Source organism: Vibrio quintilis, from assembly GCF_024529975.1.
GTDB classification, from domain to species: domain Bacteria; phylum Pseudomonadota; class Gammaproteobacteria; order Enterobacterales; family Vibrionaceae; genus Vibrio; species Vibrio quintilis.
The window spans coordinates 2148106-2172694 of record NZ_AP024897.1; the positions used below are offsets into that span (position 1 = coordinate 2148106).

Below are 24589 nucleotides of genomic sequence, written 5' to 3' on the forward strand. Positions count from 1 at the left end.
CAGCACAAAATATGACTATCTCATCCTCAAAATAAAAGGGAAAGGTTGCAAGAAAAATATTGAGAAATAAGTCAAACATAATTTTTAACATAAAAACGGGTAACCAAAGGTTACCCGTTTCACCGTAAATAATCGTAAAATTTTACCCGGGAGAATGAATACCGTTTTACAACTTAAAACGACCAATTTCATTTTTCATTTCCCCCGACAAACGGGACAATTCTGCTGATTGTTCTGCCGCATCTTCAGCTTCAAGAGCAAATTCATTTGAAACATCACGAATACCTTCTGTATTCCGGGTTATTTCAGAGGTCACTGAGGCCTGCTCTTCTGCCGCGGAAGCAATTTGTGCTGCCATATCAGAAATATTGGTCACAGCATCATTGATCTGTATTAAACTATTCTCTGCAGCATTTGCTTCTTCAACGCTTAAAGTCGCAAGTGTCCGGCTTTCTGACATGATCTGAACCGCTTTGCCCGTTGTTGACTGAAGCGTATTGATCATTTGCTGAATTTCCTCTGTTGAAGCATGTGTTCTCTGACTTAGCAAACGCACTTCATCTGCAACGACAGCAAAGCCACGACCTTGTTCTCCTGCCCTTGCAGCCTCGATTGCAGCATTCAGTGCCAGCAGATTAGTTTGCTCAGCAATATCCTGAATTGTCGAAAGAATCATGCTGATTTGATTACCATGCTCGTCCAGTTCCTGAATAACGTCGGTTGCCACCTGGACTTCCTCCGCCAGGCTATGTATCGATGCCTGAGTCTTTGATGCCTGTTTCACCCCTTCCTGGCATACAGATACAGCATCGTTAGAACTTTGCGCTGTATGTTCTGCATTTCCGGCAATTTCCTGTGTTGCTGACGCCATCTCGTTAATCGCAGTTGCGACCATATTTATTTCGTCCTGCTGAACACCAATTCGCTGACTGCTGGTTTCAGAGTGTTTCGCTGCGTGTTGCGCCTGTTCTGACAAAGATGAAGCGATACTGCTGAGTTTCGTCACCATCGTATGCATATTACCGACAAATTTATTAAAATTGTTCGCAAGCTGCCCGACTTCATCATCATTCTTCGGTGAAAGACGTTGTGTTAAATCCCCTTCACCTGAAGCAATTTCTCCCAGTGCGACGGAAACACGCCCTAAGTCTTTAATCAGGAAACTAACCAGCCATGACATCAGCCCAATGACTAAAAGTGTAATAATCACAGCAATAGACAGCAGACCGATGAAGGTATTCATAAAGGCCTGTTCTTCGGTCGCTCTGTCCATTTCAACAGCAAAGATCCAGCCGGAATGCGGTACATCAGCAAAATAAAACCACTTTTCTTTTCCATCAATATTCAGCGTCACTATTTCCCGGTCTCTGGCTGCTTTTGTCAGCATGGCCATCGTCAACTGAGAAGAAAGAGAAGAAACGGGCTTCATGGCTGTATTTTTATCCCGGTGTCCAAGAAAATACCCGTCATGACTATCAATCAGCATGGTGGATGCATTTTCTCCGGCATTCAGACTGAGCGTATCGCGCACAATTTCATCAATAAGCACATCTGCACCGGAAACCCCGGTCAGCACGCCGTTTTCTTTGATTGGCGTGGCAATCGTTATCATTAATGCACCGGTTATCGCATCAGAATAGGCCTTTGTCACAATACTTTTTCCCTGACTGGCCGCTTCCTGATACCAGGGACGCTGACGGGGATCATAATCTGCCCGGTTTCTTTCCGGGCGGGAGCGATACATTTCTCCCTTTGCCGTCCCATAGTAACTGTCATCAAAATCACCGGCAACCCGGGCTTGCTGCAAGTGAACCACAAGATTTTCATCATTCACATAATGATTCACGGAGCCGGCAATTTTTTTCTTCATAATCAGCCAGTCCGAAATCCCTTTCGATGCGGTATCAGACAATGTTCTGGCCCGCTCATAAACATTACTGCGGGTTTCTTGATAAAGTTGTTGAGCCGCCAGCCATGTTAAAGCGACCGCCATAAAAAGAGCACCCGATAAACTGGCTACTATTAATTTATTTTTCAGTGTCAATTTCATTAAACTGATTTTCCTTACACAAGGGGAATAAAATTCAGGAAAAATGTGAAGAATCAGGATTTTATCATAGCATATGTGATACTTTCATTAAAAAATACCAGTAATAATATAAATGAGCGGCATTCATACAAAGAACAAACTTTATTTTTGAATGCACTTCAAATAATAGAAATGCCAATTTATTATGATAAGAATAAGTTAAATCACAGAACGGCTCAGATGAATAATATCTGTAAAGTATATTGTGCTAAATTTTCATGATTAAATACATTGACTTCATCTTATAATAACAATTGTGTTTTATTTATAACGATCCAATGATGCTGTTCTTAATCCCCCGGATAATAAATAAATGCTATTTATTATATAACCATACAAATGCTCACGCGCGCATATAAAACAACCTGAATTGAATGGTTTTCCACCCGGAAAGATCATAGCCCTCTGACGACAGTTCATCGTTCAGAATGTAAAGCATCCAAAACTATGACATCAGGACTTTTCTTCTGGGAGCAACTCATGTAATGTCCGCGTTATAAGAGCAAAAACATTTCCTGGATACTGATTTTGGAAAAATATGAAGAAGTTCTGGTTTCAATACGCCAGATAATCCGAGCCATTGATCTTCACTCAAAAAAACTCAGTAAGGTTGCAGGCCTGACCGGACCGCAACTGATATTGATGCGTTCTATAGAACAGTTGGGAGAAGTGACTATTCGTGAACTTTCAAACCATACAAATATGAGTCAGGCCACAGCGACAACCATTCTTGATCGTCTGGAGCGTAATGGTTATGTTCGCCGGGTCAGAAGCGTTGCTGACAAAAGAAAGGTTCATGCATACCTGACAGAGACAGGACAAGATCTGCTCAATAAAGCACCGCAACCTTTACAAGACAACTTTGTCTCTCAGTTTCAGCAATTGGAAGACTGGGAACAGAGCCTTCTGTTGTCATCCATTCAGAGACTCTCGAACATGATGAAAGCGGATAATATTGACGTCGCGCCAATGCTTGAAATCGGAAGCATCACCAAAAGCGAATAACAATCCTCTTCTGCTCTCATACAAGCATACCCGAGGGTTATCAAATTTCTGAAATATCTGCTTCTTAAACGCTAACATTCGTGAGTACGTTCCGCGAAGCAGATACTTCGGTCTGTAACAAAGTTAATTACAACGTTTTATAAATAACTTTGTTTCCTGAAAGCTGAACTTTTTCGACAAGCCCTTCTTCAAGAAGCTTCTTCAGTGCCCCTGTTGCCCAGGATGCAGCTTTTGTATCTTCCTGCCCGGCTTCCAGCCCAATTGATTTGGGATTAATTCCATCTGAGTGCTGGCTGACAATATCCAAGACCTGCTGTTGCTTGGGAGTCAGATTTACCGTAACCTCGCGCTTAACCTGAGAAGGTTTAGCTGCCACAACGGTTTTCACCTCAGCCTGACGGGGTTGTTCAAATTGAACAAGATTTGAAGCGAATGCCATAACACGTTTCTGCAATTTTTTTTGCACATTACGCTTATGAGAAAGTCTCATAGAGTATTCTCCATTTCACTGCCTGAAGCAGAACTAACAACAAAGCGCTTCTTATATCAAAATTTCACTCCCATTTGTAGGGTCACCACAGAAAATGTAGAGGAACCGACTAAACCTGAGTGCGTATGATTATTTTTTGGACAATATTAAAGTAAAATAATTATTTCCTGCCCCATACTAAAATGAGTATAAATGGTGAGAATAGTGATGATTAATATGCAAACTGTCTACTTTGAGAACTTTAAATTTGACAGACACAGCCCTGCGATACGGATATCAGGTTTTGTATATTTTACCGTCAGTATAATCATTATTATGACAGCAAATTCATTCACTCATGCAATAATATATGCAATGCTACTAATTGCTTTTTATTTTTTTGTTTACTGGATGATCATTAAAAGTCAGGTTGCATTTTCACTCACGGCAACTCACTTTCAGCAACATTTATTCCGTGGTGGCTGGATTATCAAATGGAATAACATTTGCGAAATTAATCAATGTACATTAGATCATCATGGCTGGCATCAGCCAATTCCATGGATAGGCATACGCTTAAAATCTTACACACCTTACCTTGAAAGTATCTGTCCGCGTATCATTAGCGAAATACTCCTGAACCAGAGAGGTTTATTATTTCTGGGAATAAAACAGCACCCGGAATACCGGTTCAACTTTGAAGATATTGTTCTGGACTCCCGGCAATTCATCAGCGATACAGGTAAATGCTATACGGGGCTTCAGGCGATGTTAGCCAACAGAATGAAATACCAGCGCCGGTTACATGGTTATGATCTGTTCATTTCGGTGAGTGATTTGGGGATGGGCAGAAGCGGAGATGAACTCATCGGGCTGGCCCGGCGTTACATTGCTGCCGCCGAACCAGATAATAATAAAAAAGATTAGCAGACCAGCCTGACTAATATAATGGTGACTCATCCGCGACAAAAGGATTAGAAACTCGTTCCTGGCCAAAGGTTGATTTAGGCCCGTGCCCGGGAACAAATGTCATATCACTCCCAAGCGGCCACAATTTATTTTTGATTGAATCAATCAGAATATTGAAATCCCCCTGAGGGAAATCCGTCCGGCCGATACCACCATTGAACAGAACATCACCGACGAATGCAATCCGGCTGACTTCATTAAACAACGTTACATGACCTGGTGTATGCCCGGGAGTATGAATCACATTCAATTGCTGTTGACCAAAAGAAATAACATCACCTTCTTTCAACCACTGATCAGGTTCAAAAGAGGGCGTTAACGGGAAACCAAACATCTGACTCTGCTGCTCCAACCCCTGCAGCCAGAATAAATCAGCCTGATGAGGTCCGATGATACTGACATGATCTAATTCTTCAGCAAGCTTTTGAGTTCCGCCGACATGATCCAAATGCCCATGAGTCAACACAACACTAATCACCTTGACACCTAACTCCCCGATAATCTGACACAAACGTTTTGCTTCACCACCCGGATCAATCACTACACCTTCCATAGTTTCATCACACCAGACAATTGAACAATTTTGAGAAAAAGAAGTCACAGGAACAATTTGATACTGAAGTGCCATAATTTGCCTTGAAAAAATCTATTAGTTGCAAGGACTATGACATTACCTTAATAGTTTGACAAGTACTGAAGTGAAGCTCCACATCGTGGAGCCCTGAAAAAGATGACTTACAAATCTAATTTATGTTTGCCATGAGAAACTTTAGCTTTCAGATAATTCACGTTACCCTCTTTGATATGAGCAGAGGTGTGAATCACCTCAACAATTTCAATTCCAAAATTTCTCAACTCTGCAACTTTCTTGGGATTATTTGTAATCAACCGGATTTTCTGAATATTGAGCGCCTGAAGCATTTGTGCAGCTTCCTGAAAATCACGCAGATCGTCACCAAAGCCCAGCTGATGGTTGGCTTCATATGTATCGTAACCTTCATTCTGTAACAGATAGGCATCTATCTTGTTGTAGAGCCCTATCCCCCGGCCTTCCTGTCGCAGGTACAACAATATACCGCCGGCTTCTCCCATTAACGACACCGTTTCCTCCAGCTGCTCACCACAATCACATCTGGATGAGTGGAAAACATCGCCAGTCAAACATTCTGAATGCATTCTGACCAGGGGAATTTCCTGATTTTTATCTGCTGACTTAAAAACCAGAGCGACATGCTCTTTGTCAGTTTTCAAGTCATCAAAAGAAAGAATTTCAGCATCAATGCTGCTTTTTGCTCCGACCTTTAATCCAACTCTGGCCCTTACTTCTGCCATATCAGCTCTCACTTGATTGATTTAATTAATAATAATTTTTCAGGCATACCAGTTATCTGTCTACCGCTATCTTCTTCATACGGTAGACAGGTATGTACTGCTATAAGATGGGGGCAACGAGAAATGATTTCAAATAAAAACAGCAATGAATTTACGAATGACAAGAGAAAACAACAAAACACTCAGAGCATCTGTTATGCCTGAGTGTCATAATCAATAAGCCTGGCTTAATACTTAATGGCTTTGTGATTTCTTCCAGATAGCCAGCTCGACCCAAACCTGCTCAATCTGTTTTAATTCTTCTTCAGTTAAAAGAGACAATGTGGAACAAACTTCTGGCATTGTATATTTTTTATCGGCCTGAACCTGTTGGTAAAAATTTTTTCTCAACTGAGTTACTTGCGAATCCACTGCAGATATCCACTTAACTTATTAAAATAATGAATAAAAAAATTTTACCACTTTCCATACGCTTGTCTGTATTAGATTGCAATTTTGGAAGCAAGATCAATTTTTTCATTTCATTTTACTGCTATGGGCTCTGCTATCGGGCATTCTTTAACAAATCTGATAAGAATATCGAAAAAAAAAGATATCAGGTCAGAACTATGTAAAAAAGCCGGGTATTTTATCACCCGGCTAAAACATGAACTATGTCTAATCAGAAACAGAATCTATGACTCATCTTCAGGAGCCTGAGGTTTTTCCTGATCAACTTCAGCGTCATCGGTTTCCGCTTCTTCATCTACGTTCGGAATATCAGCATCATCAACTTCATCAATCCGCTGCAACCCAACGACCTGCTCGTCTTCAGAAGTACGAATCAGAGTAACACCCTGAGTATTTCGTCCAACCTGGCTGACCTCAGATACACGAGTCCGTACGAGTGTTCCAGCATTCGTGATCATCATGAACTCATCACCTAAATCAACCTGAACAGCACCGACGACACTGCCATTTCTCTCAGAAACTTTGATAGAAACGACACCTTGAGTTGCACGGCTCTTGGCCGGATATTCATCCAGAACTGTTCGCTTACCATAACCATTTTCTGTCACGGTCAGAACATCACCATCAGAAGCAGGAACAATCAGAGAAACAACCTGATCACCTTCCGCAAGCTTAATGCCCCGCACACCAGCGGCTGTTCGTCCCATTGACCGGACTTGCTGCTCGTTGAAGCGAACCACTTTACCCAGCTTGGAAAACAGCATGATGTCACTTTCACCATCTGTGATATCAACACCAATCAGTGAATCATCATCTCTGAGGTTGACAGCAATCAGGCCATTTGCCCTGACATTGGAGAATTGATCCAGCGATGTTTTCTTCACCGTACCGTCGCCGGTTGCCATAAAGATATATTTATCAGCTGAATATTCTGCCACAGGCAAAATTGCAGTAATACGTTCATTTTCTTCAAGCGGAAGAATATTAACGATTGGCTTTCCTCTTGCTGTCCGGGTCGCGTGAGGTAACTGATAAACTTTCAGACGATAAGCTTTACCACGGGTGGAGAAGCACAAAATATTATCGTGAGTATTCGCAACTAAAAGACGCTCAATATAATCTTCGTCTTTCATTTTCGTTGCACTCTTCCCTTTTCCACCCCGGCGTTGCGCTTCATAATCGCTCAGTGACTGATATTTCACATAGCCTTCATGTGACAACGTCACAACAACATCTTCGCGCGCAATCAGCTCTTCCAGGTCGATATCATGAGAAGCAGCGGTAATCTCAGTCTTACGGACATCGCCAAATCCTTCACGAACCGCTTCCAGTTCTTCACGAATAACTTCCATCAAACGCTCTGTGCTCGACAAGATATGCATTAATTCAGCAATCTCCTCCAGCAGCGCTTTGTATTCATCCAGAATTTTTTCGTGTTCCAGACCAGTTAGCTTATGCAGTCTGAGGTCAAGAATTGCCTGAGCCTGCTGCTCAGTCAGATAATAAAGTCCATCACGAATGCCGAACTCTGGCTCAAGCCAGTCAGGACGGGCAGCATCAACACCCGCTCTTTCAAGCATGGCTGCCACATTACCTAATTCCCATCCTCGGGCAATTAACCCTGCTTTAGCTTCAGCTGGTGTCGGAGCCTGACGAATCAAATCAATAATGTCGTCAATATTCGCCAGCGCAAGCGCCAGACCTTCAAGAATATGTGCCCGGTCTCTGGCTTTACGAAGTTCATAAATCGTACGGCGTGTCACAACTTCCCGGCGGTGATCAACAAAACACTTCAACATTTCTTTCAGGTTGAATAATTTTGGCTGACCATTATCCAAAGCGACCATGTTAATACCAAAGGTCGTTTGCAGCTGAGTTTGCGCATACAGATTATTCAGTACAACTTCACCAACGGCATCACGCTTACACTCAATAACAATCCGCATGCCATCTTTATCAGATTCATCACGTAATGCACTGATCCCTTCAACTTTTTTGTCTTTGACCAGTTCTGCAATTTTTTCAATCAGGCGGGCTTTGTTCACCTGATACGGGATTTCAGTGACAATGATTGTCTCTCTGCCGTTCTTCTCTGTTTCAATATCAGCTTTAGAACGAAGATAGATTTTCCCCCGGCCGGTTTTATAGGCATCAATAATACCTTTGCGGCCATTGATAAGTGCAGCAGTCGGGAAGTCGGGACCAGGAATATATTCAATGAGTTCATCGATAGTGATTGCTTCATTGTTAATATATGCAAGACAGCCATCAATGACTTCCGTCAGATTATGCGGCGGAATGTTGGTTGCCATACCCACAGCGATACCTGATGAACCATTCACCAGTAAGTTGGGAACTTTTGTTGGCAGAACAGCAGGAATCTGTTCCGTTCCGTCATAGTTCGGTACATAGTCGACGGTTTCTTTATCGAGGTCAGCAAGTAACTCATGCGCAATTTTTGCCATACGCACTTCGGTATAACGCATCGCGGCGGCTGAGTCACCATCGATCGATCCGAAGTTACCCTGACCATCGACCAGCATGTAACGCAAAGAAAACGGCTGCGCCATACGGACAATAGTATCATATACTGCACTGTCGCCATGCGGGTGATATTTACCAATCACATCGCCCACAACACGAGCAGATTTTTTATAGGGTTTATTCCAATCATTTCCCAGTACACTCATTGCAAACAACACCCTGCGGTGCACTGGTTTTAGGCCATCACGAGCATCAGGAAGAGCCCGACCAACAATGACAGACATTGCATAATCGAGATATGAGCCTCGCAGCTCATCTTCTATACTGACAGGCGTGATCTCTTTAGCTAGATCGCTCATAGAGCCATTATCCCTCTATATTTTGATCATGAATCTGATACGTATAAGGTCCGAAAATATAACACAGATTCCGGATTTTCGGCATTACTTTCCCTACCTTTTTCACTGCTTCAGTCTCATTAATGAACAACTGATTACAATTCCAACATTCTGCGTCAGCGCGTTGTTCATAAATCACTCAATGGCGACAAGCCATTCTCGTTGTCTGTAAATTTATGTTACTCTCCTGAGCCAGAGATAATCATACCCTCAGCAGAAGAGCGTATTCGAAATGACTTCAAATCAAAACGTTGATTTTAAAGAAATTCAGAAATTCGAAGAAATGGCATCACGGTGGTGGGACCCGGCAGGTGAATTCAAACCATTACACCAGATCAACCCCCTTCGCCTGAATTATGTATTAGAAAAAGCCAGCGGCTTATTTGGAAAAAAAGTGCTCGATGTGGGGTGCGGCGGCGGTCTTCTCACTGAAAGTATGGCCAGAGAAGGCGCCAGCGTAACCGGACTGGACATGGGAAAAGAGCCACTCGAAATTGCACGTCTTCATGCCCGTTCAGAGCAACTTCAGATCTCCTATGTTGAAGAAACAGTGGAAGCACATGCTCAGGAAAACCCCGGCAGCTATGATGTCATTACCTGTATGGAAATGCTTGAGCATGTTCCTGATCCCCTTTCTGTGATTCGCTCCTGTGCTCAGTTGGTGAAACCCGGCGGACATGTTTTCTTTTCAACCCTGAACAGAAACATAAAATCTTATCTTTTCGCGATTATCGGGGCGGAAAAACTGTTGAAAATCGTGCCGGAGGGCACACATGATCATGACAAATTTATCCGGCCTTCTGAACTACTGGAGATGATAGACAAAACATCATTACAGGATATGGGAATCACTGGTTTACACTATAATCCCCTGACAGACACTTATCGACTGGGAAATAATGTTGATATCAACTACATTGTCCACACTGTAAGCAACTGATTAAATAACCCCTGATTCTTGGCACATCAGGGGCTATGAGCAAAAACACCCCATATTGATTAAATTAACAACGACCTTGCAAAAAGATCATTTCCTTCCATAAATCAAGAAAATTTTTTTACATTTTTATAAAAAAAGACAGATTAAAATCGATAACATATTTCACATGCTTTTACTGACTTTCTTCATCGGTAAGTAAACACTATCATAAATTTTTTCATGCGCTTGTTATCCACAACCTGTTCAACAACTTCACCTTGAAATGAATCCCTAATAGCACTATCTTGTAAAAAAAAAATCACCCAACCCTATATATTGTGTTTTTGTGCTAGTAACATCATTCACATTAAGTAAAGTAAGACGCTCATGGTTATCTTGAATCTCAACGATAAATGTGTAACTGACCCGGCCTTTTCAGTTTTGTTAGGAAATAAATCAGAATGAATCAACAACTCACAGTCACGAAACGTGACGGACGCAAAGAAAAGATTGATCTCGATAAAATTCACCGCGTGATTACCTGGGCTGCAGAAGATCTGAATAACGTCTCTGTATCACAGGTAGAATTGCGGGCCCACATTCAGTTTTATGAAGGAATCACCACCTCTGATATCCATGAAACCCTGATAAAATCGGCTGCGGATCTGATTTCTGAAGAATCACCAGACTACCAGTATCTGGCTGCACGCCTTGCTGTCTTCCACTTGCGCAAAAAAGCATTCGGCCAGTACGAACCACCTTCTTTATATAACCATGTCGTCAAACTGGTCGAAATGGGTAAATATGATCAACATTTACTCGCTGATTATACACAGGAAGAGTGGCATGAACTTGGTGAATACATTGACCACAAGCGAGACCTTAATTTTTCCTATGCAGCTGTCAAGCAACTGGAAGGGAAATACTTTGTTCAGAATCGTGTTACGGGTGAAATATACGAAAGCGCGCAGTTTCTGTATATTCTTGTCGCAGCCTGCCTGTTTGCAAAGTACCCGCAATCGACACGTCTTGGCTATATAAAGCGCTTTTACGACGCGACTTCAACATTCAAAATTTCTCTGCCGACACCGATTATGTCAGGTGTCCGGACGCCAACACGACAATTCAGTTCATGTGTACTGATTGAATGTGGTGACAGCCTTGACTCAATCAATGCCACAGCAAGCGCTATTGTCCGGTACGTTTCTCAAAGAGCAGGGATCGGGATCAATGCCGGACGCATCCGGGCGCTGGGTTCAGAAATCCGCAATGGCGAAGCTTTTCATACCGGGTGTATTCCTTTCTACAAATACTTCCAGACGGCGGTAAAATGCTGCTCTCAGGGCGGTGTCCGCGGAGGCGCAGCAACTGTGTTTTATCCGATGTGGCATCGGGAAGTTCAGTCTTTGCTGGTTCTGAAAAACAACCGGGGAGTTGAAGAAAACCGTGTCCGTCATATGGACTATGGTGTTCAGCTCAACAAACTGATGTACTCACGGCTGGTTGAAGGCGGAATGATTTCCCTCTTTTCCCCATCTGATGTCCCAGGGCTTTATGATGCATTTTTCCAGGATCAGGACGAGTTTGAGCGTCTTTACCGGCAATATGAAAATGATCCTTCCATCAAAAAAGAGACGGTGAAAGCTGTTGATTTATTTACATTGTTGATGCAGGAAAGAGCATCAACCGGGCGGATTTACATCCAGAACGTCGATCACTGTAATACACACAGCCCATTTGATGCCTCTGTTGCTCCGGTCCGGCAGTCAAATCTGTGCCTTGAAATTGCGTTACCAACCAAACCTCTGGCAAATGTCGAAGATGAAAGTGGAGAAATTGCTTTATGTACTCTTTCTGCTTTCAATCTGGGGTCAATTGAATCTCTGGATGACTTTGAAGAACTGTCTGATCTGGTTGTACGGGCACTGGATGCACTACTGGATTACCAGAACTATCCGCTACCTGCTGCTTACAAAGCAACCATGAACCGTCGTACTCTGGGCGTCGGTGTGATTAACTTTGCATACTATCTGGCAAAAAATGGTGTGAAGTATTCCGATGGCAGCGCCAATGCACTTACACACCGAACCTTTGAAGCCATGCAGTATTATCTGCTCAAAGCCTCAATGGAACTGGCAAAAGAACAAGGCAAGTGCCCTGCTTTTGATGAAACAAATTACGCGAAAGGCTTGATGCCGGTCGACACATATAAGAAAGATGTTGATTTGATTTGCAGCGAACCACTTCACTATGACTGGGATGAGCTTCGCCGTAACATCATGCAACACGGACTGAGAAATTCAACGTTAACCGCACTGATGCCTTCGGAAACCTCTTCACAAATCTCAAATGCAACCAACGGGATTGAACCACCTCGTGGTTACATTTCAGTCAAAGCATCGAAAGACGGTATTCTGAAACAGGTTGTGCCTGAATATTCTAAATTCAGAGATAACTATGAGTTGCTGTGGGATATTGACTCAAATAACGGTTATCTGCATCTGGTCGGAATCATGCAAAAATTCCTCGACCAGGCTATATCTGCCAATACCAATTATGATCCGGGCCGATACGAAACGGGTAAAGTACCGATGAAGCAGTTGCTGCAAGACTTACTCACCGCGTATAAATTCGGCGTTAAAACACTGTACTACCACAATACCAGAGATGGTGCAAAAGATGATCAGAAGGATGCTGTAGAGACATCAGCAGACGATGACTGTGCGGGTGGCGCATGTAAAATCTGATTCACTGTCTCATGAAATCAAGGTGTTTTGTTCACTCAACAAGCGAACAGATAGTATCAGCTTCTAACCACAAATGTGATTAGCGGGATTGTTAATATTGAGGAAATTATGGCTTATAGTACTTTTACTCAAACAAAGAATGACCAATTAAAAGAACCAATGTTTTTAGGGCAGCCAGTCAATGTTGCCCGTTACGATCAGCAAAAATATGAAATCTTTGAAAAGCTGATTGAAAAACAGCTTTCATTTTTCTGGCGTCCGGAGGAAGTTGATATTTCGTCTGACCGGATTGACTACAACAATCTGCCGGAACATGAGAAACATATTTTCATCTCAAACTTAAAATATCAGACCTTGCTGGATTCTATTCAGGGACGCAGCCCGAATGTTGCCCTGCTACCTCTGGTGTCTTTGCCTGAACTGGAAACCTGGATAGAAACCTGGTCTTTTTCCGAGACCATTCACTCGCGTTCTTACACACATATCATCAGAAATATCGTCAACGATCCTGCTGTTGTTTTTGATGATATCGTTGAAAATGAACACATCCTGAAACGGGCAAAAGACATTGCTCACTATTACGATGAACTCATTCAGCTCACTAACGACTATCACCGCTTTGGTGAAGGCCGGCATGAACTGAATGGACAAACAATCACAGTGAGCCTCAACGAGCTGAAACGTAAGCTTTATATTTGTCTGATGTCGGTCAACGCCCTCGAAGCAATTCGTTTCTATGTCAGCTTCGCCTGCTCTTTCGCTTTTGCAGAAAGAGAACTCATGGAAGGAAACGCCAAAATAATCAAGTTAATTGCCCGCGATGAAGCGCTGCATTTAACCGGCACCCAACACATGATAAACCTGCTGCGTAATGGTCAGGATGATTTCACATTCATTCAGATTGCAGAAGAATGTAAGCAGGAATGTTTTGACTTGTTTAAAGAAGCTGCAGAGCAGGAAAAAGAATGGGCTGAATACCTGTTTAAAGATGGATCAATGATTGGTCTGAACAAAGACATCCTTTGCCAATACGTGGAATACATTACCAACATCCGCATGCAATCTGTTGGTTTACCTATAGCCTATCCGGAAGCCACTACCAACCCGATTCCATGGATCAATGCCTGGTTATCTTCAGATAACGTACAGGTTGCGCCTCAGGAAGCTGAGATCAGCTCATATCTGGTTGGACAGATTGACAATGAAGTCAGTCAGGATGACTTTAAGGATTTTGAATTGTAATGACAAAAGTTACAATTAATCAGTTAGTTACAATTGAAGCCGAACCATCTGATACCCTGCTTGAAAGTATGGAAAAAGCCGGGTTAGATGTAGAGTATCAATGCAGAGACGGGCACTGTGGTGCCTGTCGCTGTCAGCTCTCTTCAGGTGAAGTTGAATATACAGGCTTTGCAATGGCCTGTACGCAGGAGAATGAAATATTACCTTGTATCTGCCGGGCAACCCGGGCAGAGATTGAACTGAATCAGGTCAGGTATCAGCAGAAAAAAGTAAAGCAGGCGTGATACATCAGTATCCCCGCCCGCTTTCGCAGACACATCTCGTGTATAAAAAGGAAAAATACAGGCTAGATCCGGGCGCCAAGGTTATTTTTTGCCCCTAATAATTGATCCGCTGTCAGCATTGAAATTGATTTATCAGCAATTTTTCTTCCATCATCACCAAAGAGCGACATATGATATCCCAAATCATCTGTGACCTCAGTTGGTGTATCAACCCAAAGAGAAACAAGATTATCACAAACATCCTGACAAGCTTCTCCAAGGACAACCTGTTGACTTGCGACCTTATACCAAACAAGAATTTTCGAATGACTCTGCATATCAGCCTCCTGCCGAAGTGACCCCATGAATCTTGATTTTAGCCTGAAACTGATGCTTTGGGAGCAGGGAAAAATGAGCAAAATTGAGAAGTACTGCGAAATCAGCACATTAAAGATTAGATAATTTACGCATAAGAAGGAAGCAGATTCTATAGTCTGTAATAAGATTAAAATTCAACGCATTAAATCGGCTGTTTCGCTACTCAGGGAGGCACATTTTGTGTCTCCCTGAGATAACAGGTCCTACAAAGAATGAGCCGGAATATACAACTGCTTTTCAAGAGTCACGGAACTGTACCGGCCAAATACTGGCTTCGAAGACAAATAGCGCAATAACATATCCGCAGCAATCGTACCGATAATCATTCGCTGATCTTCCGGCGCATACTGGCGGCTGAATTTCAGTTTCTGTGCCCACTCCCCTTCAGGTGTAGATAAACCAACAGAGAATTCATTTCCCTGACAGCTCCCGGTTGCCAAAGCCAGATCTGTTGCGCTTTTATCCTTGGTTGCCGACGCTAAAGCCAACACCGCAGCCAGTGGATCCTGAGTGGAAATTTTTCCGGAAACCTTCGGACTCAATACCCAGGAGCTCCCGCTTAAGCCATAAATTTCGCTATCATCAAACAACCAGTTCGCCAGCCATCCGCGTGTTGACTGTTCTGCAAGCGCCAGTGACTTTTTCTGTTCCTGCATTTTGTCTGATAACTGAGCCAGCATTGGCTGATCAATACTGACCGTGTAATCAGACACCTGCATATACAGCTGTTCAACCAGCTTATACATGGCTTCTTCATTGCCACGCGGGCCAAACAGTTTTACTTCAATAAATGGCAGATAAGAACGGAAACCAAGCGAATATTCCTGAGGTAAAGTAACCTGATTTAATTTTTCTTCCAGGGCCGACTCACTACCTCCCATCGTATACAAGCGGTGACAGGCCAGGCTGCTCACATCAGTAAAGTTCGTTTCGATATCCGGAAGAATGACCTCTTCAATCATCCGCTTAAACTCTCGTGGAACTCCCGGCGTAAAGTAACACTGACACCCATGTATTTCGACTTTAAAACCGCACGCAGTGCCAATCGGATTATTCAGTATCTTCGCGCCCTCAGGCAGCATGGCCTGCTTGACATTATTTTGTGGCATCGCCAGATTTCTTGCTTCGAAATAAGACTTCATATGATCCAGCCACTCAGGAAATAACACCAGTGACTGTTCTGACACTTCTGCTGCTATCTCCGCAGAAAGATCATCTCCGGTTGGCCCTAACCCGCCATTGACAATCAATATATCTGAATTCAATGAGAGCATGAGCAGTTCTTCACGCAACACCCGGCGATTATCACCTGCAGTAGAGCGCTTTGTCAGCGCATAACCACGTTCAAAGAATAAACGTGACAACCACGTTGAGTTTGTGTCCTGAATATCACCATGAAGTACTTCTTCACCCGTACTCAACATTGTTACTTTAATCATTATTTAAACCTATATTACCCGGAATACCGATAAAACAATTACAGTGGTCTGATTACCAGTAGAGACACTTAAAATAAGCTTTTTCTCCGTAAAAATCAGTCAATCTTTGATCACACTTTGCACTGAATAATACACCAGCAAAACGAAGGACCAAACCAGAAAACACGAACTCTCATAACGCATTCATACTTTGCTCTTAAAGCAACGTCTTATGTCATAAAATCTTTGCTAAAAAGTACGCAACAATTGTACATAAACAACGATTTGATCCAACTTACAAAATCATAATTTTGCAACATAGACACATCACAGACATCTAAAATGATAGTATCAGGCGACTTAACAGATGAGGTGATAAAAAAATGACTCAAACGTTCATCGTCAGCTTCATCGGAAATGCTGTCCCGGCAGACATCCACAGGCTTACCACGATTACTCACGAACATGGCGGCCGGTGGCTGACCAGCAAAATTAACTATCTGGAAGACAGAGTAGCGGCACTCATTAAAGTTGAAGCTCCGGAAGAAACAACACCGTATATCAAAGAGGCTTTTCTTGCGCAGTCAAACCTTCTCACCCATATTACTGACTGTGAAAACCAGCCGGAGGCAAAAAATACTGAATTTCATCTCAGGATCGATGCCAACGATCGTGCTGGAATTGTTAATGATATCACGCATTTACTCGATAGTCAGCGGATCAGAGTGCTGGATATGAATTGTCAGCGCATATTTGTATCAGACAGCAATGGTGTCAACGCCAACCTGTTCATTGCTCATATTTCTGTCAGGCTGCCGAAGAACCTGTTTATTAATGACATTGTCAATGAACTAAAGTCATTAAGCGAAGACACCAAGGTAATGCTTGATAAATGACCGGCGGGAAGATGTATTTCTCAGTTTATTCCACTTTTCATGAAAAAATCATTATTATCAGTTACATATAAGAATGACAAGAATCGCAAATTCATTGATATATCTCACAAATGTAAATTTTATGAACCATTATGAATGATAAATCAGATTAAAAAATGAGCTCTCCCCAATAAGCGCTCTCTGAGCTATGGAGGAATATATCATGCTGATACTAAGAGATATCAAGGTTAGTCTAAAACTCGCCTCAATGATTTTTGTGGCAATCCTTGGTTTTCTGGTCCTGTTGTTCACTGCAAGCCAAACCCTGGAGTCAAACCTGCTCCATGAAAAAGAACAGCGGTTATCTGCCGTTGTTCACGCCATCATGACCCAGTTATCTTATCTGGATCAGACTTTACCGGAAAAAGAAGCCGAAAAGCAGGCAAAAGCGCTGATCAGATCGATGAGATTTGATGAAAGTAATTATGTTTTCGTTCTGGATACTTCAAGGACCATTCTTTTAAACCCCGGTGTTCCGGGCTCTGAAGGACAACAGATGGGACATTCCCGGAATAATCCTAAAGATGAACACTGGTTCAGAATGATCGATGTCAGCCGGGACCAGGATGGCGGGGTTGTCCGGTATCCCTTTAAGGATGCTGCCGGAAAAATCAATGACAAACTATCTTATGTCAAACTTTATTCACCATGGGGATGGGTGCTCGGTTCAGGTATGTTAGTAGAAAACATTGATGAACAGGTTCACTCACAGCTGCTCCGGATGGGGGGATATACGTTGTTGATTATTGTTGTCATGACCATTTTAAGCTCGATTATTTCCCGTTCGATGATTATTCCGTTAGAAAACATCAGGGAAGCCATGCTAAAACTGGTGAAAGGCGATCTGACCGTGAAAGTTCCTATTATGGGAAAAGATGAAATCGGCATGGTTGCCCGGTGTATCAATGACAGTATTAACTCCGTCCATACAGCCCTTAATGAATCGGTCTCCTCAGCAAAGCTGCTGGCTGAAGCCGCCAACCGGATCGCCACATCTGCGGATTCCAACAACCAGGCAGTTTCAATGCAAAGAGATCGCCTGACTCAGATAGCAACGGCGATGAATCAAATGAGCACGACGGTTGCCGAAGTCGCAAATCATGCGGAGTCGATGGCGAAAGACACATTAGAAGCAACCAATGAAGCAGAACTTGGCGACAAAGATGTTTCATTCAGTATCGATAGTATCAGCGTTTTATCAAAAGAACTTGAACTGGCAACCAACCAGGTCAATAAGCTGAAAGAAGGTGTGATGGAAATCGGAGATGTCACTACCGTGATTAGCAGTATCTCTGAGCAGACAAATCTGCTTGCCTTAAATGCAGCCATTGAAGCCGCGAGAGCGGGCGAACAAGGTCGGGGATTTGCCGTTGTCGCTGATGAAGTCCGCAATCTGGCCAGCCGGACCAACGAGTCAACAGAAGAAATTCAGCACACCATTAACCGGCTTCAACAACTGGCAATTAATACTTCAGAAACCATGCAAAAAAGCCAGGATCTCGCCGGTGACAGCGTGGAGCGCGCAGAAGGAAGCGGGAATGACTTAAAACAGATCGTCGAACATATCCAGCACATCAGTGATAAATCGGCTCAGGTTGCCACAGCAGCAGAAGAACAAAGTGCGGTTGCAGAAGACATTAACCAGAATATTTCAGGCATCAATGATGCGGCGATGGATATGTCTGATTCAACCAAGGATCTGGCAACAGAAAGCGAAAATCTGGCCAGTATGTCTCAACAACTCGATATGCAACTGACGCAATTTAAGTTATAAACCCGTAAAATGTTATCAACGCACAAAAATTAATCCCGTCCGGCCGGACGGGATTATCACTTCAACCGAAACCTTCAACCGAAACCTTTTCAGCTGACTGACCATTGTGAGAGCGAGCGCTTAAAATCGCTGTAATCAAACTCGTTCAACAGCTCGATGTCACCTGTTGAGCGCCGGCAATAAACAGATGGCATTCTCAGTCCGTTAAACCAGTTGAGTTTCACCATGGTATAACCGGCACTGTCCATAATATGTAAACGCTGCCCCTGCTGCAGTGGTTTTTCAAATCTTGCAACACAGAACTGATCTCCGGCAAGGCAGGAACAGGAACCAATCACATATTCATGACGGCCCTGTTCATCAGCTTCAGCAATTGAAGCAGGTTCGTCATAGATCAAAGTATCGAGGCGATGCGCCTCAGTCGCAGAGTCTACAATCGCGGTTTTCATTTCATTTTCGACAATATCAACAACAGTGACCACCAAATCAGTCGTTTGGGTAATAATTGCTTCTCCCGGTTCGAGATAGAGCTGCACGCCATGTTTCTCAGAAAATAATTTCAGCGCACAGCCCAGCTTTTCAACATCGTATCCCGGCCAGGTGAAAAAGACACCACCACCCAGACTCACCCACTGGAGGCGATCAAGATATTCACCAAAGTTTGCTGAAATATCATCCAGTAAACCGATAAAGGCATCCACATCTTTATTTTCACAATTCATGTGGAACATGACGCCCTCGATAGTATCAAATACTGCCGGATCTATGTGGCCAGCCTGAACCCCAAGACGGGAAAATTTCCGTGCCGGATTCGCCAAATCCTGCCCGGCATAACTCACCCCCGGATTCAAACGTAAGCCAAGTGAAGCTTTTCCTTCCACAAGATGACGATAAGCCGCAAGCTGATTCTGAGAATTAAAAATCATTTTATCGCACTGCTCAACGACAGCTTTTACATCGTCTTCGCTGTATCCGACGCTGTAAGCATGGGTTTCACCACCAAAAGTTTCATAGCCTAGCTGAACTTCAAAAGGTCCGGAGCTGGTTGTTCCGTCAAGATATGGCTTGATAATGTCAAACACACCCCAGGTTGAGAAACACTTGAGAGCCAGCACCAGTTTCACACCTGAAATCTCTTTGAGTTTTTTTGCAATCTCAAGGTTATGAATCAACTTCGACTCATCAATCATAAAATATGGGGTTTTCAGTTCGCTGTTTTGCATTGTCCTTACTCAACTGTTGTTTAGTCGCTGTCTGGCACCATATTCATTTATGTTGCCCAATGAAAAAACAGCCACCAGTAACGGAGGCTGCTTTTGCGTGCTGTGATTCCGGAAAGTTATTTCAGAATCTGAATATCCGGCTGCCCGACTTCCAGTTCCTGATAATCCCAGTCAAGACCAATTTCAGGCATGGTTTTCAGGAAAGGATCCGGGTCAAGCTGCTCCATATTGAACACGCCGGCATCGGCCCATTTTCCTTTAAAGTACTGAATTGCAGCAGTGATCGCAGGAACACCGGTTGTATATGAGATAGCCTGATGCTCAACATCCTTATACGCCACTTCATGATCGGCAATATTGTATAAGAAGACACTACGCGGTTTCCCATCTTTCATTCCCTGAACCCAGGTACCGATACAAGTATTGCCGGTATAACCCGGTGCCAGAGATGTCGGGTCCGGCAACAGCGCTTTCAGGACATGCAGCGGCTGAACTTCCCGACCGTCCGGCAACGTCACCGGATCAGGGCTTAATAAACCGATATCACGCATGACGTTGAAATAATTCAGGTAACGATCACCAAATCCCATCCAGAACTCAATCCGTTTTGCCGGAATAAATTCTTTCAGTGAACGGACTTCATCATGAGCCATTGAAAAGACTTTGTGCTTACCGACCACAGGGAAATCAAACTCATGCATCCGGGTATGGCAACCAACACACTTCCACTCGCCTTCTTCCCAGAAAAAAGAATCGCCCTGAATCTCCAGCATATTGGTTTCAGGGTCAAAGTTAGTCGCAAATTTTTTGCCATGATCACCGGCATTGACATCCATCACATCGATAGAATCAATCTCATCAAACAGGTGCTTGACGGCATAAGCGGCAAAAATACTTACCACACCGGGATCAAAACCAGCACCTAAGATGCCGGTAATTCCCGCCTGTTTAAACTTCTCACGATAACCCCACTGCCAGTCATAAGCCTGAGGAACCTGCTGTCCTTCTGAGCACAAATCAACGGCAACTGACGTATCCAGATAAGAGACTTTCGCCTGATAACAAGCTTCCATAATCGTCATATTAACCCACGGAGGGCCAACGTTAATCACCAGATCAGGCTTAACATCCTGAATCAAAGCGACCAAAGCATCAACATCATCCGCATCGACCGCACGAGCTTCCAGCTTCTTCGCTGTGTCTTTCAGGTTATTTTTTCCCCGAATCGATTCAATAATCTTTTCACATTTTGCAATGGTGCGGGATGCAATCGTGATATCACCCAAAATGTCATTGTTTTGTGCTGCCTTGTGCGCAACTACCCAACCGACACCGCCGGCACCAATCTGTAAAATCGACATATATATAATCCTGACTTATTTCATTAACTCTGCGGCTAAATTCGCTATTTTCTCAATTAAAGATGCAAAATCAGACATCTTCAAACATGGATTCAGTATGGTTAACTTCAGTGCGGTTTCCCCGTTCACTGTCGTTTCACCCAGAACAGCAATACCCCGGACTAAAGCTTCCAGCCGTAATTTCTGATTCAGTAAATCTGGCTGTCCGGCAACCGCACGAAATAACACCGTAGACAAAGAAGGCTGCTCCAGCAATTCAAAATGCGGATGGCTGTCGATCAAAGCAGCGACTGATTGAGTCTGCCCGATTAAATGATCATACATCTGCCCTAATGCTTCCGGACCAACACTCTGCATCGTCATATAGACTTTCAGGGCGTCAAAACGCTTTGTCGTTGCAATCGACTTATCCACCAGATTCGGCAAAGTGTCATGCTCCCGGTTCAGGTAATCCGCATGGTGAAGAAAATATTTAAAATTCTCTTTGTGATTGACTAACAGCGCACCACAACTAATGGTTTGATAGAACAGCTTATGAAAGTCGACAGAAACCGAATTCGCCAGTTCAATCCCTGCCAGCCGCTCTGCATGGCTGCTCAAAATCAAAGCTCCGCCATAGGCACTGTCAACATGCATCCACAGATCAAATTCCGCAGCAACTTTTGCAATGGCAGCTAAATCATCAATCGCACCGTGATCTGTTGTTCCTGCGGTTCCGACAACCGCAAACGGGATTAAACCTTCATCCTGAGCACGGTGAATCACACGCTCTAATTCTGTCACGATCATCGTGCCATCAGAATTCGCCGGAACCGTTAATACCGCCTGTTCACCCAGTCCCATCAGAGAAGCTGATTTCTGCACGGTAAAATGTGCATTTTCCGAACAGACAATCCGCAGCTTATCCGCATATTCAGGCAGGCCATGTTTTTGTACAGAGTGACTGCTACGCTTATCCGCAACCCAATCCCGGGCCAGCAACAAACCCATCTGATTACTTTGCGTACCACCGCTGGTCATGACGCCGTCGGAGTGTTCACTCAGACCAAATTTACCACATAACCAGTCAATCACCCGCTGCTCCACATAAGTTGCAGCAGATGCCTGATCCCAGGAATCCATCGACTGATTGAGTGCACCAATCATCACTTCCGCAGCAACGGAAGAAAGTAATGGTGGTGTATGCAGATGTGCAATACAGTCCGGATGCTGAACAATAATCGAGTTCTTTCCAACCAGCTCAGCCGTTTCTGATATCACGTCTTTCAATGGCGCATTCCGGTGGTCTAAATTAACCTGTTGAATCGCCGCTTCCAAAACGGATGGTTCGATGCCGGAGTATGGTGCATTCACTGACTCAAACACATGCTTTAACGCTGCAGTGGTATGATTCATGACGGCTGAAAACTCCTGTCCGCCTTCATAACCAGTGTGAATAAAATGCGCTTTCCACTGGTCTGCCTCAGCTTCCGGTTCTTTGACCCCGCCACCGGCAGCAATAATAGCTTCCTCTAAAGCTCTTAAAGCAAAATCGATTTGCTCAAAGGAAATGATGATTGGCGGCAAAAAGCGTATTACCGAGCCTTCCCGGCCACCTTTTTCAACAATCAGACCCCGCTCAAGTGCAGCCCGCTGAATTCTGAGGGTTAACTCTCCGTCAGCCTTTGGCTCACCATACTTGTTCCGTTCACCGTCAGGGTTCTGAATCTCAACCCCAAGCATTAAGCCTTTTCCGCGGACTTCTGCAATACAATTCACCCGCTCCTGGATTTTTTCCAGTCCCATGCGGAGATACTGACCCGCCACATTGGCATGTTCAGTCAGGTTATCACGCTGAATAATTTCCAGCGCCTTAGCCCCTGACACCATCGCTAACTGATTGCCACGGAATGTGCCAGAATGTTCCCCGGCCAGCCAGGTATCAATCTCTTTTCTGAAAACCAGCAGTGACATCGGTAAACCGCCACCGACCGCTTTTGATAAACACAATATATCCGGCACAATACCCGCTTCTTCAAAAGCAAAGTTATATCCGGTTTTGCCGATACCACACTGAATTTCATCAAAAATCAATAAGATATCATGTTCATCACAGATCCTGCGTAATTCACGAAGCCAAAAAGCCGGAGCCGGAACCACACCGCCTTCGCCCTGAACAGGCTCAACAATAATTGCGGCTGGTTTCATCATTCCGGACTCGTCATCTCCCAGTAAACGCTCGATATAACGAATATTTGCCCGGGCACCTTCATCACCGCCTAATCCAAACGGACACCGCAGATGATATGGAAATGGCATGAAATGAACATCAGACATTAATCCTGTCCGGCGTGCTTTTGTTCCCAGATTTCCCATCAGTCCCATCGTGCCATTGGTCATGCCATGATAAGCACCACGGAAAGCAAACATGGTATTGCGTCCGGTTGTTTGTTTTGCCAGCTTAATTGCTGCTTCAACCGCATCTGCACCCGATGGGCCGCAGAACTGAATCACACAATCATGACTTAATGCATCCGGCAAAAATGCTTTCACCTGATCGATAAAATGATTTTTTGCATTCGTCGTAATATCAAGCGTCTGATAAGGCAAACCTGAATCGAGTTGTTCCTTAATTGCCTGATTAATCTCCGGATGGTTGTAACCAAGAACCAAAGTTCCTGCCCCAGCCAGACAATCAAGAAAAATTTGTCCGCGGGTATCTTCAACCAATGCCCCATAAGCCTTTTTAATTGCTATAGGCAAACGGCGCGGATATGAACGGACCCCGGATTCATTTTCACTTTGATCAATCAAAGCCTGATCGGGTGTTAAATCGTAAGTTCCATACAATTTCGGAACCAATGAAGAAGTCGTCGGCGCATGATGTCCGACTTCAAAAGCTGTGGTCATAATTAGCCACCTCAAAAACCTGAAGTCACATCCTTCTGAAAAAAGGAAACGACAAAAATAATCAACAGCCTCTTTACATCAAATGCAAAAAGAGACATTTATAATCAAAAACTGGAAAAATCAGGAAATCAAGGTTCAGTAATACTACGTCCCTGCTGAACAGGGCATTGAGGAAGTATAAAGCTGATTAATAATGATGAAATATATGGATTCAATGTTGGGTTTCCCATGTTTATGCCGCTCC

The 24589-nt window shown here is 43.6% G+C and carries 19 protein-coding genes; 8 read left to right on the top strand and 11 right to left on the bottom strand.

Annotation, left to right across the window (positions count from 1 at the left end):
* Nucleotides 1-166: 166 nt before the first annotated feature.
* Nucleotides 167-2050 carry a methyl-accepting chemotaxis protein gene (locus OC443_RS10070; RefSeq protein WP_073582379.1) on the bottom strand — a complete coding sequence of 628 codons (1884 nt, stop codon included), beginning with the start codon at nt 2048-2050 and terminating at the stop codon, nt 167-169.
* A gap of 567 nt (nt 2051-2617) precedes the next feature.
* On the opposite strand from OC443_RS10070, the gene OC443_RS10075 reads away from it, so the two are divergent.
* Nucleotides 2618-3094 carry a MarR family winged helix-turn-helix transcriptional regulator gene (locus tag OC443_RS10075; protein ID WP_073582375.1) on the top strand — a complete coding sequence of 159 codons (477 nt, stop codon included), beginning with the start codon at nt 2618-2620 and terminating at the stop codon, nt 3092-3094.
* 127 nt (nt 3095-3221) lie between these two features.
* Here OC443_RS10075 and OC443_RS10080 read toward each other — a convergent pair whose 3' ends face one another.
* Complete coding sequence (locus tag OC443_RS10080) at nt 3222-3584, bottom strand: MarR family transcriptional regulator (RefSeq protein WP_073582373.1); 363 nt, start codon at nt 3582-3584, stop codon at nt 3222-3224.
* Between the two features lie 216 nt (nt 3585-3800).
* On the opposite strand from OC443_RS10080, the gene OC443_RS10085 reads away from it, so the two are divergent.
* Nucleotides 3801-4490, top strand: coding sequence for a DUF2982 domain-containing protein (locus OC443_RS10085; protein ID WP_073582475.1), 690 nt, complete (start codon nt 3801-3803; stop codon nt 4488-4490).
* Nucleotides 4491-4503: 13 nt separating this feature from the next.
* On the opposite strand, the gene OC443_RS10090 is transcribed toward OC443_RS10085, so the two are convergent.
* The 4 genes from OC443_RS10090 to gyrA all read right to left on the bottom strand — a co-directional run bounded on the left by OC443_RS10090 (nt 4504) and on the right by gyrA (nt 9157).
* A complete protein-coding gene (locus OC443_RS10090) occupies nt 4504-5160 on the bottom strand; it encodes an MBL fold metallo-hydrolase (RefSeq protein WP_073582371.1) in 657 nt (218 codons plus the stop codon).
* Nucleotides 5161-5267: 107 nt separating this feature from the next.
* Nucleotides 5268-5864 carry a GTP cyclohydrolase II gene (locus tag OC443_RS10095; protein WP_073582369.1) on the bottom strand — a complete coding sequence of 199 codons (597 nt, stop codon included), beginning with the start codon at nt 5862-5864 and terminating at the stop codon, nt 5268-5270.
* Between the two features lie 234 nt (nt 5865-6098).
* Nucleotides 6099-6275 (bottom strand): hypothetical protein, encoded by a 177-nt coding sequence (locus tag OC443_RS10100; protein WP_200796914.1) that lies wholly within the window; start codon nt 6273-6275, stop codon nt 6099-6101.
* Nucleotides 6276-6538: 263 nt separating this feature from the next.
* The gene (gyrA, locus tag OC443_RS10105; RefSeq protein ID WP_073582367.1) at nt 6539-9157 is read right to left on the bottom strand and encodes a DNA topoisomerase (ATP-hydrolyzing) subunit A; all 2619 of its coding nucleotides are present in this window, start codon (nt 9155-9157) and stop codon (nt 6539-6541) included.
* Nucleotides 9158-9428: 271 nt separating this feature from the next.
* Between gyrA and ubiG the strand changes: the two genes are divergently transcribed.
* The 4 genes from ubiG to yfaE all read left to right on the top strand — a co-directional run bounded on the left by ubiG (nt 9429) and on the right by yfaE (nt 14388).
* Complete coding sequence (gene ubiG, locus OC443_RS10110; protein ID WP_073582365.1) at nt 9429-10136, top strand: bifunctional 2-polyprenyl-6-hydroxyphenol methylase/3-demethylubiquinol 3-O-methyltransferase UbiG; 708 nt, start codon at nt 9429-9431, stop codon at nt 10134-10136.
* 440 nt (nt 10137-10576) lie between these two features.
* Nucleotides 10577-12862 (top strand): class 1a ribonucleoside-diphosphate reductase subunit alpha, encoded by a 2286-nt coding sequence (gene nrdA, locus OC443_RS10115; RefSeq protein WP_073582363.1) that lies wholly within the window; start codon nt 10577-10579, stop codon nt 12860-12862.
* 108 nt (nt 12863-12970) lie between these two features.
* Complete coding sequence (gene nrdB / locus OC443_RS10120; RefSeq protein ID WP_073582361.1) at nt 12971-14104, top strand: class Ia ribonucleoside-diphosphate reductase subunit beta; 1134 nt, start codon at nt 12971-12973, stop codon at nt 14102-14104.
* Entirely contained in the window at nt 14104-14388 is a 285-nt protein-coding gene (yfaE, locus tag OC443_RS10125; RefSeq protein WP_073582359.1) for a class I ribonucleotide reductase maintenance protein YfaE, read from the top strand. Before nrdB ends, yfaE begins: the two co-directional genes overlap by 1 nt.
* Before the next feature lie 62 nt (nt 14389-14450).
* Here the strand turns inward: yfaE and OC443_RS10130 are convergent, their stop codons facing one another.
* Both OC443_RS10130 and OC443_RS10135 read right to left on the bottom strand, forming a co-directional pair.
* On the bottom strand, nt 14451-14705 hold the full coding sequence (locus OC443_RS10130; RefSeq protein WP_073582357.1) for a 30S ribosomal protein S6 modification protein: 255 nt from the start codon (nt 14703-14705) through the stop codon (nt 14451-14453).
* Between the two features lie 243 nt (nt 14706-14948).
* Nucleotides 14949-16184 (bottom strand): CinA family nicotinamide mononucleotide deamidase-related protein, encoded by a 1236-nt coding sequence (locus OC443_RS10135; RefSeq protein ID WP_073582355.1) that lies wholly within the window; start codon nt 16182-16184, stop codon nt 14949-14951.
* A 362-nt stretch (nt 16185-16546) separates the two neighbouring features.
* Between OC443_RS10135 and OC443_RS10140 the strand changes: the two genes are divergently transcribed.
* Nucleotides 16547-17059: a glycine cleavage system protein R gene (locus OC443_RS10140; protein WP_073582353.1), complete on the top strand. Its 513-nt coding sequence runs from the start codon at nt 16547-16549 to the stop codon at nt 17057-17059.
* 202 nt (nt 17060-17261) lie between these two features.
* Nucleotides 17262-18872, top strand: coding sequence for a methyl-accepting chemotaxis protein (locus OC443_RS10145; RefSeq protein ID WP_073582351.1), 1611 nt, complete (start codon nt 17262-17264; stop codon nt 18870-18872).
* Between the two features lie 89 nt (nt 18873-18961).
* Here the strand turns inward: OC443_RS10145 and nspC are convergent, their stop codons facing one another.
* The 3 genes from nspC to OC443_RS10160 form a co-directional block, all read right to left on the bottom strand.
* Nucleotides 18962-20095, bottom strand: a complete 1134-nt coding sequence (gene nspC, locus OC443_RS10150; protein WP_073582349.1) for a carboxynorspermidine decarboxylase — start codon at nt 20093-20095, stop codon at nt 18962-18964.
* Between the two features lie 116 nt (nt 20096-20211).
* On the bottom strand, nt 20212-21456 hold the full coding sequence (locus OC443_RS10155; protein ID WP_073582347.1) for a carboxynorspermidine synthase: 1245 nt from the start codon (nt 21454-21456) through the stop codon (nt 20212-20214).
* A gap of 15 nt (nt 21457-21471) precedes the next feature.
* Nucleotides 21472-24345 carry a pyridoxal phosphate-dependent class III aminotransferase gene (locus OC443_RS10160; RefSeq protein ID WP_073582345.1) on the bottom strand — a complete coding sequence of 958 codons (2874 nt, stop codon included), beginning with the start codon at nt 24343-24345 and terminating at the stop codon, nt 21472-21474.
* Nucleotides 24346-24589: the final 244 nt, after the last annotated feature.